The organism is Halalkalibacter wakoensis JCM 9140, assembly GCF_000513095.1.
Classification (GTDB): domain Bacteria; phylum Bacillota; class Bacilli; order Bacillales; family Bacillaceae_D; genus Halalkalibacter; species Halalkalibacter wakoensis.
Genome location: NZ_BAUT01000097.1, coordinates 1 through 13,209 on the forward strand (window position 1 = coordinate 1; position 13,209 = coordinate 13,209).

At 38.0% G+C, this 13,209-nt stretch carries 16 protein-coding genes; 11 read left to right on the top strand and 5 right to left on the bottom strand.

The genetic code is table 11. From position 1 onward, the window contains the following. Nucleotides 1-685: 685 nt before the first annotated feature. Complete coding sequence (locus JCM9140_RS20245; protein ID WP_034750919.1) at nucleotides 686-1,729, bottom strand: lactonase family protein; 1,044 nt, start codon at nucleotides 1,727-1,729, stop codon at nucleotides 686-688. A gap of 176 nt (nucleotides 1,730-1,905) precedes the next feature. On the opposite strand from JCM9140_RS20245, the gene JCM9140_RS20250 reads away from it, so the two are divergent. The 3 genes from JCM9140_RS20250 to JCM9140_RS20260 all read left to right on the top strand — a co-directional run bounded on the left by JCM9140_RS20250 (nucleotide 1,906) and on the right by JCM9140_RS20260 (nucleotide 3,700). Next, entirely contained in the window at nucleotides 1,906-2,742 is an 837-nt protein-coding gene (locus JCM9140_RS20250; RefSeq protein WP_034750922.1) for a tyrosine-type recombinase/integrase, read from the top strand. Nucleotides 2,743-2,822: 80 nt separating this feature from the next. Further along, nucleotides 2,823-3,134: a hypothetical protein gene (locus JCM9140_RS20255; RefSeq protein WP_034750926.1), complete on the top strand. Its 312-nt coding sequence runs from the start codon at nucleotides 2,823-2,825 to the stop codon at nucleotides 3,132-3,134. Then, nucleotides 3,110-3,700, top strand: coding sequence for a hypothetical protein (locus JCM9140_RS20260; RefSeq protein ID WP_156314942.1), 591 nt, complete (start codon nucleotides 3,110-3,112; stop codon nucleotides 3,698-3,700). Before JCM9140_RS20255 ends, JCM9140_RS20260 begins: the two co-directional genes overlap by 25 nt. Before the next feature lie 26 nt (nucleotides 3,701-3,726). Here JCM9140_RS20260 and JCM9140_RS20265 read toward each other — a convergent pair whose 3' ends face one another. Then, entirely contained in the window at nucleotides 3,727-4,353 is a 627-nt protein-coding gene (locus tag JCM9140_RS20265; protein ID WP_034750932.1) for a restriction endonuclease, read from the bottom strand. A gap of 153 nt (nucleotides 4,354-4,506) precedes the next feature. Between JCM9140_RS20265 and JCM9140_RS20270 the strand changes: the two genes are divergently transcribed. Together JCM9140_RS20270 and JCM9140_RS24015 are read left to right on the top strand one after the other, a co-directional pair. Further along, complete coding sequence (locus JCM9140_RS20270; RefSeq protein WP_235715421.1) at nucleotides 4,507-5,136, top strand: restriction endonuclease; 630 nt, start codon at nucleotides 4,507-4,509, stop codon at nucleotides 5,134-5,136. Between the two features lie 56 nt (nucleotides 5,137-5,192). After that, nucleotides 5,193-5,336 carry a hypothetical protein gene (locus tag JCM9140_RS24015; protein ID WP_166485472.1) on the top strand — a complete coding sequence of 48 codons (144 nt, stop codon included), beginning with the start codon at nucleotides 5,193-5,195 and terminating at the stop codon, nucleotides 5,334-5,336. A gap of 22 nt (nucleotides 5,337-5,358) precedes the next feature. Here JCM9140_RS24015 and JCM9140_RS20275 read toward each other — a convergent pair whose 3' ends face one another. Genes JCM9140_RS20275 through JCM9140_RS20285 form a run of 3 tightly spaced genes read right to left on the bottom strand, consistent with a single transcriptional unit; the run spans nucleotide 5,359 to nucleotide 8,270 of the window. Continuing rightward, entirely contained in the window at nucleotides 5,359-6,021 is a 663-nt protein-coding gene (locus JCM9140_RS20275) for a deoxynucleoside kinase (protein ID WP_034750935.1), read from the bottom strand. Then, nucleotides 6,005-6,658 (bottom strand): deoxynucleoside kinase, encoded by a 654-nt coding sequence (locus JCM9140_RS20280; protein ID WP_034750938.1) that lies wholly within the window; start codon nucleotides 6,656-6,658, stop codon nucleotides 6,005-6,007. The genes JCM9140_RS20275 and JCM9140_RS20280 overlap by 17 nt, the downstream gene beginning before the upstream one ends. 58 nt (nucleotides 6,659-6,716) lie before the next feature. Next, nucleotides 6,717-8,270: an ABC-F family ATP-binding cassette domain-containing protein gene (locus JCM9140_RS20285; RefSeq protein ID WP_034750941.1), complete on the bottom strand. Its 1,554-nt coding sequence runs from the start codon at nucleotides 8,268-8,270 to the stop codon at nucleotides 6,717-6,719. 279 nt (nucleotides 8,271-8,549) lie between these two features. Between JCM9140_RS20285 and JCM9140_RS20290 the strand changes: the two genes are divergently transcribed. The 6 genes from JCM9140_RS20290 to ytkD all read left to right on the top strand — a co-directional run bounded on the left by JCM9140_RS20290 (nucleotide 8,550) and on the right by ytkD (nucleotide 12,645). Next, a complete protein-coding gene (locus JCM9140_RS20290) occupies nucleotides 8,550-9,728 on the top strand; it encodes a MalY/PatB family protein (protein ID WP_034750959.1) in 1,179 nt (392 codons plus the stop codon). A 31-nt stretch (nucleotides 9,729-9,759) separates the two neighbouring features. Next, nucleotides 9,760-9,906, top strand: coding sequence for a sporulation histidine kinase inhibitor Sda (gene sda / locus JCM9140_RS23385; protein ID WP_081727801.1), 147 nt, complete (start codon nucleotides 9,760-9,762; stop codon nucleotides 9,904-9,906). A 93-nt stretch (nucleotides 9,907-9,999) separates the two neighbouring features. Next, nucleotides 10,000-10,146, top strand: a complete 147-nt coding sequence (locus JCM9140_RS24020) for a hypothetical protein (RefSeq protein WP_166485473.1) — start codon at nucleotides 10,000-10,002, stop codon at nucleotides 10,144-10,146. Nucleotides 10,147-10,251: 105 nt separating this feature from the next. Then, nucleotides 10,252-10,743 carry a YwpF-like family protein gene (locus tag JCM9140_RS20295; protein WP_034750944.1) on the top strand — a complete coding sequence of 164 codons (492 nt, stop codon included), beginning with the start codon at nucleotides 10,252-10,254 and terminating at the stop codon, nucleotides 10,741-10,743. A gap of 147 nt (nucleotides 10,744-10,890) precedes the next feature. Continuing rightward, nucleotides 10,891-12,102, top strand: coding sequence for a bacillibactin exporter BcbE (gene bcbE, locus JCM9140_RS20300; protein WP_034750947.1), 1,212 nt, complete (start codon nucleotides 10,891-10,893; stop codon nucleotides 12,100-12,102). Between the two features lie 69 nt (nucleotides 12,103-12,171). Next, on the top strand, nucleotides 12,172-12,645 hold the full coding sequence (gene ytkD, locus JCM9140_RS20305; protein WP_034750950.1) for an RNA deprotection pyrophosphohydrolase: 474 nt from the start codon (nucleotides 12,172-12,174) through the stop codon (nucleotides 12,643-12,645). Nucleotides 12,646-13,209: the final 564 nt, after the last annotated feature.

Genomic DNA, 13,209 nt, shown 5'->3' on the forward strand with positions numbered 1-13,209 from the left:
CCTTCTGACAGAAAGGAGCAGCACCTTCTTCGAATAGCCGATGGTAACATCGTGAGATACTTCTTGAAAAAACATCATGTCCCCTTGTGAGACAAAGCCTTCCTCTACTTAACATGACATGAAATGCTTCTGAGAAAAGATTAATGGCAAACTCCCCCCTAGGAGAAAAAGAGTGAGCCAGCCTATGTGAGACGCGTCAAAAGTAAAAGGATAGGTGGCTTTTTTTAAATGTCCTTTACAAAGGGTATAGTTTAATTCTTGAGTAGTGTTTTTTTTTAATCTCTACACTATATGAGCTGGTGAAATAAATACATTTTAAGGATGAAAAGTAACCCTAGCAGAGGAATGACACGGAGACTCCTGCTCGAAGGAGGCTCACCGAGCACCCAAGGAAAGCGTAGTGTCATTTCCTTGCGGCTGGTTACCCGCTAATTTATGTAAGAAAATACCTGTTTTCTGCAAGGCTAGTGGAATTTCTTCGTCTATTTATCAATCTGGCTCTTGATCTGACCTTCCCAGTCAATAGGCCTCTTGCTTCCCCATATACGGAAAACTGTATCTTTACTTCTTCCATAAGTATTTAAAAGGCATGCTGAAACCATTAAACTCGAGTATCTACAGCACCTCTTTTCTTTCTAACAAAAAGAAAAAACGTGCTCCGTTACACAGAGCACGTTTTAGTTTGTTATTTTGTAAATACAACACAAACAGGGTTTGGAACTGAAATTTCAGCACCTGTTTTGGTTAGTTTTCCTGTTGTGTGATCAATGGAAAATTGAACGATGTTACTCGTATCTTGATTGGCTGCTAATAAGAAATTTCCTGTTGGGTCAATTGTAAAATCTCTAGGAAACGAACCATCCGTTGAGACATGCTCAACAAATGAAAGAGTACCTGTATCAGAATTTATTTCGAAAACGGCAATGCTATCATGACCACGGTTTGATGCATAGACGAATTTTCCATCGGCAGATACTTTAATTGCTCCCCCGATGCTTTCACCTTCAAAATCAGCTGGAAGAGAAGATAAGCTTTGGAGTTGCTCAAATGTTCCTGATTCACTCTCATAACGTAAAGCGATGACTTCTGAACTTAGTTCACCGTTTACGTAAGCAAATTTCCCATTTGGATGGAATTGAATATGTCTAGGACCAGTACCAGGTGAAAAAGATTGAGTAGCATGCTTGTTTAGATTGCCGTCTTCAATCGCATACACGACCATTTCATCCGTTCCTAAATCAACAACGCAAAGATATTTTTGATCAGGTGTTAACCCAGCATAGTGCGCATGAGGTTTCTCCTGGCGTTCATGTGGACCGTTTCCACTATGTGTGACAGTTGAAGCAACGGTAGCAATTTTCCCATTATCATCGAGTTGATAGGCAATGCCTGTTCCTAAATGATAATTGGCAGAGAAAAGATAGTTATCCTCTTCATTTAAGCTAACATGACAAGGTGGGCTACCAGCTGCTAGTTCGTCATTTAAGAATGATAGCTCACCATTTGATTCAATTGAATAAGCCGCAACTCCACCTTCTTCTCCCTTTTTCGAAACAGAATAAAGATGCTTATAATCACTTGAAATCGTTAGAAAAGTAGGATTGTCCAACTCTGCAGCAACAGTAGCTTGCTCGATAGCACCAGAAGAAAGATCCAAAGTGAAGCGATAAATTCCTTTACTATCTCCTTTTGTATATGTACCAACATACGCAGTGACTTTCTGACTCATGTTATGTTTTCCTCCTTAGTATGATAATCCACCTTAACTATATCATAGGAAAATATGACATGCATATGAACTCAAATTGAAAGCGTAGTAATTAGTAATTTAAGGGAATTCATTGCGCAGAACTTGACAAATCAGAAAGTTCCATTTATAGTGAGTTTAGATAGGGGGAATTCATTTTGGATAAGAAATGCGCTGGAACCACAAAAGACGTCATAGAATCTTTTGCTGTCTATCTCTCTCAAAAAGGAAGGTCTGAAAATACAATCAAAACGTATTGTGGAGTAATCCTTACTTTTTCAAGCTGGTTAGAGGGGAAAGGAACTCATCTAAAAGATCTTACGAAGGAAGATATTCAATCATATATTGAATTTTTAGAATCGGAAGGTCGCAGTGTATCGACGATTAATAAAATTTATAATACGATTAATACTTTTGCTAAATCACGTAACCTATCAAGCATGACTGAAGATATTAAAAGATCAAAAACGAAAATAGATTATGTTGCGCCGGAGTACTTAAGCAATGAAGAGCTAGAGCAGTTGCTTAAAAAGGCTAAAGAGGACTCAAATAAAAGAAATGCAGCCATTTTCTTTACTCTTCTTCATACGGGTGTGCGTGTTTCAGAGTTATGTATGCTCAACCGTGAAGATGTGAAGTTAAACCACAAAAGCCAAACCGGACAGGTGATGGTTCGAAATACAGAAACAGAAAGTGAACGAATCATTCCTTTATCGAAAGAAGTAGTTCACGCTCTGCATGACTATTTAAAAGATAGGCCCGATGAACATGAGGCACTTTTTGTATCTAATTATCAAAAGCGAATTGCCGCAAGAACAGTTCAGCATATGTTAAAAGAAGAATATGGGGTGTATCCTCATAAGCTTCGCCACACCTTTTGTTATGATTTAGTTCGTAAAGGTGTTGATCTTTCTATTGTCGCTCAATTATCAGGGCATTCAGATGTGAATGTGACAAGACAGTATTTGGCTGATAGAGATGATATAGTCAGTTGATTGGTTCAACTACACGTAGCTCTATTTCTGTACATAACAGAAGTAGGGCTACGTGTAGTTTTTAAACGAAGGAGGTACATATGAAAAAGAGTATGTATGTGCTACTTCTAATACTTCTTTTATTAGGAGGTGGCATGATGTTCTTTTATAAAAGTGTTGATAAAGTAAATGTTGTTTCAACCTGGATGTGGGATACGTATCAACTTTTCGAAAAAAAAGATGCCTATTTCACTTTTCTAGAAGAAAAAGATATAACTGTACTATACGTTCAGATTGACCCAACTATTGACATTGATACATATGGAAGTTTTATTCGAGAAGCTCGTGAAAGAGGGATTGACGTTATTGCGATGGACGGGGCACCTGATTGGTATATCAAACAGGTGAATTAGAAGCAAAACTTCAGTGGCTAAAGGAATATCAAAAAAGTGCAGAGCAAGAAAGCCAATTTAAAGGGCTGCTGCTAGATGTTGAACCATACTTATTAGATGAGTGGGATAAAGACCAGATGACTTTACTAAACGGATATGTAACGATTATGGATGAAGCGTCACGTTTTGCAAAAGAACATGAACTTCCATTTGAAATGGCCATTCCTTTTTGGTTTCATGAATTAGAAAAGGATGGACAACCATTACTACCGTTTCTTACTCCTCTCGTTGATACGTTTGTCATCATGTCATATCGAACAGAATTAGAAGGAGAAAACGGCTTACATGCTCTTGTCTCTCCATTTTTTCAACAGTTACCTGGTAACATCGTCTTAACATTGGAGACGGAAACACTAGAAGGTGAAGAAAGAGCGATTTCATTTGCAGAAAAAGATTATCAACAATTAAATGACTTTATTCGAAAGCTAAACAACCATTACGAGCAGTATGAATCGTTTCAAGGGGTATCTGTTCATCACCTCGATTCTTGGATGAAGTTAATGCAGCAGAACGAAGAAAATCGCTAGAATATGTCTAGCGATTTTTTATGCTCTTATTTCTGATCACTTTTCACTTCATTTCTAACTAGTAATGTCCGTACACGTTGAATGAAGCGATGTGTTCTTTTCTCTAAAAGGTAAGCATCTAGCATAGCATCAAGAGAATCCCGGTCAATCAAGGTGACCTTGTTAGCATGAGCCACTTGCTTGGCTGATTTTGTGAAATGACTATTTGTTACAATGATTAGTCGATTAGCCTGGAATGAAGGCTTTAACGACAAGCAGTCATGAATAAAATTTGCTTGAATGTCTGTTGTTTGTCGTTTTGCTAAAACAAGAGCCTTTACTCCTTTTTTTCGAACAATTAAATCCGGTTGTGCTTTGCGGTTTCCTTTTGTTCTATTAACAGAGTACCCTTGTTTTTGAAAAAGAGGGACTAATAACTGTTGGAATTCTTGTTCGGGAAGTTCATCTATATTTAATAACGTTGTGGATAGGTGTTTTGACACCCATTTGGATGTTTTTAGTAGTTGAAAGATACCTATAGACGATAAAGTCACAGCTAAGGCAAAGCCAAATAATGAAAAACTATAGTGATATAGTTGGATTAGAAAATAAGTTAGCAAAAATAGAAAGACTGGATATAATGGTTTACGTTTTTTGAGCTTAGGTGTCGTCACAGGAAGTCACGTCCTTTACACAAGATTATTAATAGTATTACCAAGAAGTAGAGAAAGTATGTGTAGATGGATAGAAGCCAACACAAAAAGCAAACAGATGTTTGCTTTTTGTGTTGTGAGCGAGTATGATAAAGGGAAAGGGGTTGAAGTTGTTTGCAAGATTCTTTAATTTCAATTGAAATGATTGGCATCATGTTAGTAGGAGTCATCGTTTTCCTAACAATAGCTGGTCTTATTTTTGTTTATATTCGAAAAAAGAAACGCTTTGATGTTAGCAAAATTTCAATTACAGATATTGATCGCATGTCTGGTCATGAATTTGAGGATTACCTTTACGTCTTATTGGTTGGGCTTGGCTATGATGATACATGCTTAACGAAGAAAAGTCGTGATTTTGGTGCTGACTTGCTATTTCGAGATCAATCTGATCAAGAAACAGTTGTTCAGGCCAAGAGAATTACAGAAAAAATGGGACTAGATGCGGTGCAGGAAATTTATGCAGCAAAAGCCTATTACGAAGCACAAAAGGCGATTGTGATCACAACTGCTGAGAACATTTCAGAACCATGTAAAAAGCTTGCAGCTGCTACACATGTGTCCATTGTCAAGCGCAAAGAGTTGATCGAAGTTATTCGCTTATTTAAAAAAGGTCGGATCGAAGAGGCACAAGCCATAATCGAAATGCCATACGAAGAAGTGTCATATAATTCAGATCTAAGCATTGAGGAACATAAACCCCAGCGTGGACTCATAAAAGCAGGGGAATATTTTTACCGAGGTTAAAGTGTAAGCATAGGACATCTTATCTTTTGCATAGTGTGCGATATGGAGGGATGTGTATGTTCAAAAGCGTTGATTGGCAAATGGTCGCATTTGTTGGAGGATCATTATTGATTGAATTCTTACGCTATTCACATGTTCCGCGTATTTATTATTTTCAACAAACAACAGATGATGATGAAGAGGATGACCGGGCAGCGTAAGGGCCTGGTCATCCTCTTGATCTTATACCGTTACTTTAGAATGAATGGTCATTGAGATTTTTTCGATAATCGTCTCGACTGCTTGTTCGTCTTTTATGAGATCATAATCTTGGATGTTTAAACGGAGAACTGGACAGGAGGTGAAGTTTTCAATCCACTCTTCATAACGACCGTGCATTTCTTCCCAATACGCAAGTGGTGTTTTTTGCTCCATCTCACGTCCACGTTCTTGAATGCGACCAACAATCTCATCTAAATCTCCTTCAATATAGATAAGCACATCTGGATGTGGGAAAAAAGGCGTCATGACCATTGCGTCAAAGAGACTTGTATAGGTTTCATAATCAACTGTTGTCATCGTACCTTTATCCGCATGCATTTTGGCAAAGATGCCAGTGTCCTCATAAATCGAGCGGTCTTGAATAAAACCGCCCCCTTGCTCAAACATTCTTTTTTGCTCCTTAAATCGTTCAGCAAGAAAATAAATTTGCAAATGGAAACTCCACCGTTCAAAATCAGCGTAAAATTTATCTAAATAGGGGTTATGATCAACATTTTCAAAAGAAGTTTGAAAGCCAAGTGCCTTTGCTAGTGATTTCGTCATCGTTGATTTTCCAACTCCAACGGTACCTGCAATTGTAATAATGGCATTTTCAGGAATATTGTATTTAGCGCGTAGGTTCAAAGCAAGTCGCTCCTTTTTTTAATGCTTGATCTAATTTTAATAAGATGTTAGTAAGGTCATCTGGGTTTCGAACAAAATCAACCTCATCACCATTTATTTCAATAATTGGTGTACCTGGATAAAGGGTTGCCCAGTTTGCCATTGCGGTTTCGTAGTCTTCTGATAACTGCTGTAAATAGTTTGGGTCCATCTTCTGCTCCATCTCTCTTCCACGCATTTCGATACGAGATAAAAGGGTAGGGAGACTCGCATGTAAATAGATAATCAAATTTGGCTTTGGCATATCAACTGTTAAAATATCATAAATGTTTTTGTACTTTTTGTATTGATTGCTCGTTAATGTACGTTTTGCAAAAATAATATTTTTGTAAATATGATAATCAGCTACAACGGGAATATCCTTTTCGATAAAGTTTTGTTTGATCTCTTCAAGCTGCTTATAGCGATTACAGAGGAAAAACATTTCTGTTTGAAAGCTCCATTCTTCAATATTTTCATAGAATTTGGTGAGAAATGGGTTTTCATCAACAATTTCTTTTAATAGATGATATTCGAAGTGGGAAGAAATCGCTTTTGCAAGTGATGTTTTACCAACGCCAATGGGTCCTTCTACTGCAATAAAAGGGGTGTGGGTCATTTTGTTCCTCCTTATTAATGAAGGGAAGACCCCACTTTTAAAAGTAGGGTCCGATCCCTTAAATGATCTTCGTTGTCCACGATTCGCAGTTCCAAACGTCTGTTGCGACATCTTGGTAAAATTCTGGTTCATGACTGATAAGCAAAATGCTCCCTTTATAAGCTTGAAGTGCTCGCTTTAATTCATCTTTTGCATCAACATCTAAGTGGTTCGTTGGCTCATCAAGCACAAGAATGTTCGTCTCATTGTTGATTAACTTACAAAGGCGAACCTTTGCTTTTTCCCCACCACTTAATACGACAATTTTACTCTCAATATGTTTCGTCGTTAAACCGCATTTAGCAAGGGCAGCACGAACTTCCGCTTGAGAGAAAGAAGGGAAGTCCTGCCATACTTCATCGATACATGTTTTATCCGGATCTTTTGCTTCTTGTTCGAAATAACCAATTTCTTGATAATCCCCGCGCTCAACCGAGCCTTCTACCGGTTTAATAAGCCCGAGAATACTTTTTAGTAATGTCGTTTTTCCAATTCCGTTCGCTCCGACTAAAGCAACCTTTTGCCCGCGTTCCATCCGTAAATTAAGAGGGCGAGAAAGTGGCTCGTTATAGCCGATGACTAAATCCTTCGTCTCAAAAATAAGCTTGCTTGTCGTTCTAGCTTCTTTAAAGTTAAAGTGAGGCTTTGGTTTCTCTTGTGCTAGTTCAATCATATCCATCTTATCAAGCTTCTTCTGACGAGACATAGCCATATTTCGTGTTGAGACACGCGCTTTGTTTCTGGCAACAAAGTCTTTTAATTGAGCCACTTCTTGCTGTTGACGCTTGTATGCAGCTTCAAGCTGTTGTTTTTTCATTTCATGTACGTCTTTAAAGTGCTCATAATCGCCTACATAGCGATTCAGCTCTTGATTTTCCATATGATAAATTAAATTAATAACACTATTTAAAAATGGAATGTCATGCGATATGAGAATAAACGCATTTTCATACTCTTGTAAGTAACGTTTTAACCACTCAATATGCTGTTCATCCAGATAGTTTGTAGGCTCGTCCAATAAAAGAATGTCAGGTTTCTCAAGTAGAAGCTTGGCTAACAATACTTTTGTACGCTGCCCTCCACTAAGGTCGGTTACATCCCGATCTAATCCAACATCATCTAATCCAAGACCACGTGCAATTTCTTCTACTTTTGCATCAATCGTATAAAAGTCATTGTTCGTTAGTGTATCTTGAATGATGCCGACTTCTTCAAGCATTTTTTCAAGTTCTTCAGGAGTAGCTTCTCCCATTTTGTCATACATTTCATTCATTTCTGTTTCGAGGTCAAACATATATTGAAACGCGCTTTTAAGGACGTCTCGCATCGTCATGCCACGCTCTAAAACAGAATGCTGGTCTAAGTAACCGACACGAACCTTTTTAGACCATTCAACTGTCCCAGCGTCAGGCATTAGTTTGCCTGTAATGATGTTCATAAACGTCGATTTTCCTTCACCATTTGCTCCGATTAAGCCAATGTGTTCCCCTTTAAGTAAACGAAAGGAAACATCTTGAAAAATTGCGCGGTCACCGAACCCGTGACTTAAATTTTTAACTGTTAACACACTCATTTCAAAACACCTGTCCTTATCCGACTTTTTTACTTTTTCCATCTTATCATAAGGTACAAAGATTGTCTTTTTCGTTTTCGACATTTGCTGGTGAATGTATTTTCCAATTCAACCAGATCCGTAAAAGGAAATAAAAGATAAAAAAATGGACAACAAATTTAGAAAAGAATAGAATTTTAAAAGGGAATCGCATACATACGTTGAATAATTACTATTGACCTAAATTGTGAACAAATATTTAATGGAGGTATGTGGTTAATTCAGGAAGGAAGTGTAGTAGTGAGTAAAAGGTTTGATGAAATAATCGAACGTCGTGGAACAAATTCAATGAAGTGGGATATGACGATGCAGCGTTTCGGTGGTGAAAATCTTTTGCCGATGTGGGTAGCGGACATGGATTTTCGAGCACCGCAAGAAGTTTTAGATGCATTGCATGCAACGGTTGAGCACGGAATTTTTGGCTATCCAGCTCATTCCAAAACAGTTGATCAAGCTGTTCAAAGTTGGTTGAAAAGAAGATATAACTGGGAAGTGGATCAAAATACATTTATTTATACGTCCGGTATCGTACCAACGATTAGTTATATTATTCAAGCTTTTACAGAGCCAGGCGATGAAGTCATTATTCAAACACCTGTTTATTATCCATTTTATGATGTCGTTAAGAAAAACAATCGTGAACTCATAAAAAATCCGTTAGAATTTGATGGGGATCATTATGACTTTGATTTGCAACATCTTGAGTCGGTTATTACAGAAAAAACGAAAATGCTCGTTCTTTGTCATCCACATAATCCAGTTGGACGAGTTTGGAAGCGTGATGAATTAGAGCAATTGGCAGCTATTTGCCAGAAGCATGATTTACTTGTTGTCTCAGACGAAATTCATGCAGATTTATTATTTAAAGGCCAAAAGCATATTCCATTTGCCTCCATTAGTGAGGATGCATCGAATCGAACATTTACGTGTTTAGCACCAAGTAAGACCTTTAACTTAGCTGGAATTCAGACGTCCTATGTTGTCGTCGAAAATGAATCACTTCGCCTGAGATTACAAAATCACCTTGCGAACTCGTTTGCGAATTCCGTTAACTCGTTTGCTGAAGTAGCAACAGAAGCTGCATACAACTACGGGGAACCGTGGCTTGAGGAATTAATGGAATACGTACAGGATAACTTTGAATTTGTAAAAGAGTATGTTTCTTCGCATATGCCTAAGCTACGTGTTATGGACTCTGAAGGAACGTATTTATTATGGTTAGAATGTTCAAACCTCCCATTATCAGCAGCAGAACGGAAAAAATGGCTGGTGGAAGAAGCCAAAGTTGCCTTAAATCATGGGCCAATATTTGGTGAAGAAGGCAAGGCATTTGAACGAATCAATCTAGCTTGCCCAAGAGAAATACTAAAGCAAGGCCTTATTCAGTTAAAAGAAGCGTATGATCAACGTGGATTTTAATGATATAAATTTTTTATAAGTGGTGAACGGAATGGATCGGTTAGAATATACAATTTTATTGGAAGCGTATGAGCGGGCTCTAGAATTAAAGCTAGAATCAGATTTTATTCAACTGTTACGTGAAGAAATCTGTTCTCGCGAAGAATGTTTTACAAAAAAGTCAAAAATGTTTGTATGATTTTTTAAAGAAAGTCATAATTCGTGGAAAAGCCACATAAATTGACAGAGTGACACCCTATAAAAGTTGAATCGACAAAGGAGCATTTACGACATGTTAAAAGAAAATCTTTATCAAGAACTTATCGACGAATGTAAATGTAAGCTGAGGAGAGACCTTACTAATGAAGAGGTGGAACTCATTAAATGGATTCAAGAAAAGCAATATGAAATGTGCTTTCAACGAATGAAAAGTTCATAATGATAAAGGGGCACTTTTCAAATGCGAGTCAGTTAAAAAAGCGCCCCTTTATTTTGTTATTCCTTCACATTATGATTTAATGTAAGAAAGGAAGGGGGAAAAGTGGTGAAAACATTCAAGCTTTACTCACTGAGTTTATTAGAAGGAAAAGAAGGAGAAGTAAATCAGCGATTGATTCCTATTGAAGACGGATTAATTATCAATATGGAAAATCAATCTCAAACATGGTTCATTGAAGCTGTTATAGACCATGAGTATTATGACTACTTTAAAAAAGTCAAAGAGAATTCCGGTCATATTCTTGTTGATGTCATCATTACGAGCAAAGATAATCACCCTGCAGCAATGATCACGAAAGTTCAAACCATCTCAAAATTGTCAAAAGGCATCAGTGTTTTACTTGAAGCAAAGCTTGCACTGAAAAGGGATGTCATTATTGAAGATGTGTTAAAGGATTTAGTAAATGAAGGCTACTCGGATGAACAGCTATTAACACAGTTCCATAATAAGATGGAAAACTTAGCCGCACATCCCCAAAGTGCGTTAAACACGATATACCGAACGATTAAAGAAAATGGTCAATATAACTTACAATAAGAAAGAACATCTATTCAATTGAGTGGATGTTCTTTCTTTTTCCAGTAGTTTTCCTGTAAGATGGACGGTTATTCACGTATAGAACAAAGCCTCTTTCTCATACTAACAGAGTAATTATAATGTTGTTAGGAACGGGGGAGCCTTATCATGCAAGGAAAAGATAAATGGGCCATATTCTCGATTTCATCGATCCCACTCGTTATGACTTTAGGTAATTCCATGCTAATACCCGTTTTACCTGAAATCGAGAAAGAACTTGGAATTAGTTCCTTCCAAGTAAGTATGCTTATTACGGTGTACTCCATTGTGGCTATTCTTTGCATACCTATTGCAGGGTATATTTCAGACCACATCGGAAGGAAAAAAGTCATAATTCCTAGTTTAATTATTGCTGGGATCGGCGGATTTATTTCTGGATTTGCCGGTTGGCAAATGGACGAACCATATGGAATGATGATCTTTGGAAGATTGCTACAAGGAATTGGTGCAGCTGGGGCAATGCCAATTGTCCTGCCGCTTGTTGGAGATATGTATACAGATCAAAAAGATGTTAGTAAAGGATTAGGAATGATTGAAACGGCCAATACACTAGGTAAGGTACTGAGTCCTATTTTAGGTGCAGCCCTTGCTTTGATCGTCTGGTATATGCCGCTTTTATCCATTCCTGTTTTATGCTTTATATCTATTTTAGCCATGCTTTTGTTAGTAAAAGTTCCTCCTATGAGTGGAAAAGCAGTAGGATTTAAACAGTTTGTTAAAACAACAAAAGTTATATTTAAACGAGAAGGCCGGTGGCTGTATGCTGTTTTTGCCGTTGGTTGTATTTTGATGTTTGTTATTTTCGGTGTTCTTTTTTACTTATCGACCATGTTGGAAGACGAATTTCAAATTGAAGGAATTAAGAAAGGGATCATATTAGCGATTCCTTTAGCAGCTTTATGCTTTTCTTCGTTTGCTACTGGAAAAGTGATCGGACAGGACAAACAAAAAATGAAGTGGTTTACGGTTGCAGGTTTGGTCATTTTAACGATTGCCATTTTTACTGTCTCGTTTTCAAAAGATATTTACCTTTTGCTAACATGTCTCTTCGCAAGTGGTGTAGGAATTGGAATTTCGCTCCCTTGCCTAGATGCCTTAGTAACAGAAGGAATTGAAATGAAGCAAAGAGGAACCATTTCCTCTTTATATAGCAGCATGCGTTTTCTTGGAGTAGCCCTGGGACCGCCTGTTTTTGCGGTGTTAATGAAGATGTCTCACGCCTTTATGTTTTTGTCTAATACGCTTCTATGCATCATTACCGTTCTCATTGTTTTGTTCGCTATTAAACCAGAGGACCCTGTAAAACCAACGTGGGGGTAAGGTTTTCATTTACTTTCACGGTTTTTCATCTGTATACTTATTACGTAGATGAAAAAAAGAGGCGATTGTATGTACGAACTGATTGACCAAAATGGCTGCCGGGTAAGGTTAACGTTTGATGAGGCAGGCTTTACTAACGACGTTAAGCATGTCTGGGTAATTTGCCGGTATCACAACCAGTGGTTACTCACGAATCATTCAAAAAGAGGCTTGGAGTTTCCAGGTGGGAAAGTCGAACCTGGGGAGTCGTTGAAAGAAGCGGCCAAAAGAGAAGTGATGGAAGAGACTGGCGGAGTGGTTGATTCTTTACACTATGTTGGACAGTATGAAGTAACAAGTGAAAAGGATGTTATGTACAAAACGATTTACTTTGCAACGATCTCACATATGATGGAACAAGATCACTTTTTTGAAACAGAAGGACCCGTTCTTTTCGACGAATTGCCAGAAGATCTCGTGAAGCATGATGAATTTAGCTTCATTATGAAAGATCAAGTGCTGAGTTATTCTTTGGAACAAATAAATAAACGAAATCTATTGTAACTTCACTTGTCCCCGTCTCTTTAGGGACAAGTGATTTAGTTTAATACTGTGTTTTTTCATGAGGATGCAATATCAGTTATACTCTACTCTAAGTGAAATGGAGAGGGAGCCACTCGACTTTGCAGGTAATAGTGGGAGGTCACTGAAAAAGTGCTCGTTTACTTCGGACTTGTAAGAGAGCTTTGCCCTCGCTCCCGGGATGGGGGGCACGCACCAGCAGGCGGGCGTTGAACTAACCGGCTGCGCCGGTGGATTTCAACCTGCCCTTCCCTCCTGCAGGAGTCGGCCCCCCCATCCGTCCGCTTTTTGAGAGGAATGCTAGAAATTCCCAAAGAAAACAAAGTCTAATGACGTTGCAGATGCTTAGAGAGCAGATTGGTAATGTACTTTGTCGTTATAGGAAAAAGCACAAGATTTATCATCACTTGGCTGTATTTCTGTTTGATCATAATCACGCACTGCCGTTTACTCGTGGCGCGATGTTTTCAATCGCTCAAATTCCATTAATTAAAGTGAAATTGTAGGAGAATATAAGTAACAGATTGAGTAAAAGTAACCCTAGCA

Coding starts and splice junctions, on each gene's coding strand:
- ytkD (WP_034750950.1), top strand. CDS start 12,172: ATGTACGAACTGATTGACCAAAATGGCTGCCGGGTAAGGTTAACGTTT.
- JCM9140_RS20245 (WP_034750919.1), bottom strand. CDS start 1,729: ATGAGTCAGAAAGTCACTGCGTATGTTGGTACATATACAAAAGGAGAT.
- JCM9140_RS24015 (WP_166485472.1), top strand. CDS start 5,193: ATGTTCAAAAGCGTTGATTGGCAAATGGTCGCATTTGTTGGAGGATCA.
- JCM9140_RS24020 (WP_166485473.1), top strand. CDS start 10,000: ATGTTAAAAGAAAATCTTTATCAAGAACTTATCGACGAATGTAAATGT.
- sda (WP_081727801.1), top strand. CDS start 9,760: ATGGATCGGTTAGAATATACAATTTTATTGGAAGCGTATGAGCGGGCT.
- JCM9140_RS20280 (WP_034750938.1), bottom strand. CDS start 6,658: ATGACCCACACCCCTTTTATTGCAGTAGAAGGACCCATTGGCGTTGGT.
- JCM9140_RS20285 (WP_034750941.1), bottom strand. CDS start 8,270: ATGAGTGTGTTAACAGTTAAAAATTTAAGTCACGGGTTCGGTGACCGC.
- JCM9140_RS20255 (WP_034750926.1), top strand. CDS start 2,823: ATGAAAAAGAGTATGTATGTGCTACTTCTAATACTTCTTTTATTAGGA.
- bcbE (WP_034750947.1), top strand. CDS start 10,891: ATGCAAGGAAAAGATAAATGGGCCATATTCTCGATTTCATCGATCCCA.